Source organism: Amycolatopsis sp. NPDC004378, from assembly GCF_053602455.1.
Map to the genome: position 1 here is coordinate 1 of NZ_JBSGDR010000058.1, position 2678 is coordinate 2678.

General features: G+C 55.8%; 2 rRNA genes. Both read left to right on the plus strand.

Annotated features, from left to right (window positions below):
• Window positions 1-2494: ribosomal RNA gene (locus tag ACWEN0_RS49955) — 23S ribosomal RNA — on the plus strand; the annotation flags it as partial.
• A gap of 64 nt (window positions 2495-2558) precedes the next feature.
• Window positions 2559-2675: ribosomal RNA gene (gene rrf / locus ACWEN0_RS49960) — 5S ribosomal RNA — on the plus strand.
• Window positions 2676-2678 lie beyond the last annotated feature (3 nt).

Consider the following 2678-nt stretch of genomic DNA (forward strand, 5'->3'; position numbering starts at 1 on the left):
AGGTGATGGCGTGCCTTTTGAAGAATGAGCCTGCGAGTTAGTGCTGCGTGGCGAGGTTAACCCGTGTGGGGTAGCCGTAGCGAAAGCGAGTCTGAATAGGGCGATTGAGTCGCGTGGTCTAGACCCGAAGCGGAGTGATCTACCCATGGCCAGGGTGAAGCGTCGGTAAGACGTCGTGGAGGCCCGAACCCACCAGGGTTGAAAACCTGGGGGATGAGCTGTGGGTAGGGGTGAAAGGCCAATCAAACTCCGTGATAGCTGGTTCTCCCCGAAATGCATTTAGGTGCAGCGTCACGTGTTTCTTGTTGGGGGTAGAGCTACTGGATGGTCTAGGGGCCTTACCGGGTTACCGAAATCAACCAAACTCCGAATACCAATAAGTGAGAGCGTGGCAGTGAGACGGCGGGGGATAAGCTTCGTCGTCGAGAGGGAAACAGCCCAGAACACCAGCTAAGGCCCCTAAGTGTGTGCTCAGTGGGAAAGGATGTGGGATTGCCCAGACAACCAGGAGGTTGGCTTAGAAGCAGCCACCCTTGAAAGAGTGCGTAATAGCTCACTGGTCAAGTGGTCCTGCGCCGACAATGTAGCGGGGCTTAAGCACACCGCCGAAGCTGTGTCATTCATGCAATACATCGGCTTGGACTCTTGAAGTCCTTGTCTAGTGGTATGGATGGGTAGGGGAGCGTCCTGCATCCAGGGAAGCGGCGGCGGAAGCCAGTCGTGGAGGGTGTGGGAGTGAGAATGCAGGCATGAGTAGCGAATGCAGAGTGAGAAACTCTGCCGCCGGATGACCAAGGGTTCCTGGGCCAGGCTAATCCGCCCAGGGTAAGTCGGGACCTAAGGCGAGGCCGACAGGCGTAGTCGATGGACAACGGGTTGATATTCCCGTACCCGAGCATGTGCGCCCATGACGAGGCGTTTGATACTAACCACCCAAAGCCACGGTTTGAAGCCTTCGGGTGAATGACTGTGTGTGGAGCGTGGGACCTGATTTCGTAGTAGTCAAGCGATGGGGTGACGCAGGAAGGTAGCTCCGCCAGGCGATGGTTGTCCTGGTGTAAGCGTGTAGGCCGGAACATAGGCAAATCCGTGTTCTGTGTGGCTGAGACGTGATGCGTAGCCGTTTGAGGCGAAGTAGAGTGATCCTATGCTGCCGAGAAAAGCCTCTAGTGAGTGCATGCACGGCCCGTACCCCAAACCAACACAGGTGGTCAGGTAGAGAATACCAAGGCGATCGGGTGAACTGTGGTTAAGGAACTCGGCAAAATGCCCCCGTAACTTCGGGAGAAGGGGGGCCAAACATCCTGAAGCTTCTTGCAAGCTAGGGGTGGGTGGCCGCAGAGACCAGCGGAAAGCGACTGTTTACTAAAAACACAGGTCCATGCGAAGTCGCAAGACGATGTATATGGACTGACGCCTGCCCGGTGCTGGAACGTTAAGAGGACCGGTTAACTCCTTTCGGGGGGTGAAGCTGAGAATTTAAGCGCCAGTAAACGGCGGTGGTAACTATAACCATCCTAAGGTAGCGAAATTCCTTGTCGGGTAAGTTCCGACCTGCACGAATGGCGTAACGACTTTCCGGCTGTCTCAACCACAGGCCCGGCGAAATTGCACTACGAGTAAAGATGCTCGTTACGCGCGGCAGGACGGAAAGACCCCGGGACCTTTACTATAGTTTGGTATTGGTTTTCGGTTCGGCTTGTGTAGGATAGGTGGGAGACTGTGAAGCTGCAACGCTAGTTGTGGTGGAGTCGTTGTTGAAATACCACTCTGGTCGAATTGGGAATCTGAACCTCGGGCCATGATCTGGTTCAGGGACAGTGCCTGATGGGTAGTTTAACTGGGGCGGTTGCCTCCTAAAGAGTAACGGAGGCGCCCAAAGGTTCCCTCAGCCTGGTTGGCAATCAGGTGTTGAGTGCAAGTGCACAAGGGAGCTTGACTGTGAGACAGACATGTCGAGCAGGGACGAAAGTCGGGACTAGTGATCCGGCACCTCCTGGTGGAAGGGGTGTCGCTCAACGGATAAAAGGTACCCCGGGGATAACAGGCTGATCTTGCCCAAGAGTCCATATCGACGGCATGGTTTGGCACCTCGATGTCGGCTCGTCGCATCCTGGGGCCGGAGTAGGTCCCAAGGGTTGGGCTGTTCGCCCATTAAAGCGGCACGCGAGCTGGGTTTAGAACGTCGTGAGACAGTTCGGTCCCTATCCGCCGCGCGCGTAGGATACTTGAGGAAGGCTGTCCCTAGTACGAGAGGACCGGGACGGACGAACCTCTGGTGTGCCAGTTGTCCCGCCAGGGGCATGGCTGGTTGGCCACGTTCGGAAGGGATAACCGCTGAAGGCATCTAAGCGGGAAGCCTGTTCCAAGATGAGGTATCCCACCCCATGTGGGTTAAGGCCCCCAAGAGACCATTGGGTTGATAGGCCAGAAATGGAAGCACAGTAATGTGTTGTCGAGTTGACTGGTACTAATAGGCCGAGGACTTGCCTACGAAGATGTTACGCATCCACTCTACGGTTCTGAAACACCACACCGGGTGTGTTGTTTCGGAGTGTTTCGGTGGTTATAGCGTCAGGGAAACGCCCGGTCCCATTCCGAACCCGGAAGCTAAGCCTGACAGCGCCGATGGTACTGCAACCGAAGGGTTGTGGGAGAGTAGGACACCGCCGAACTTA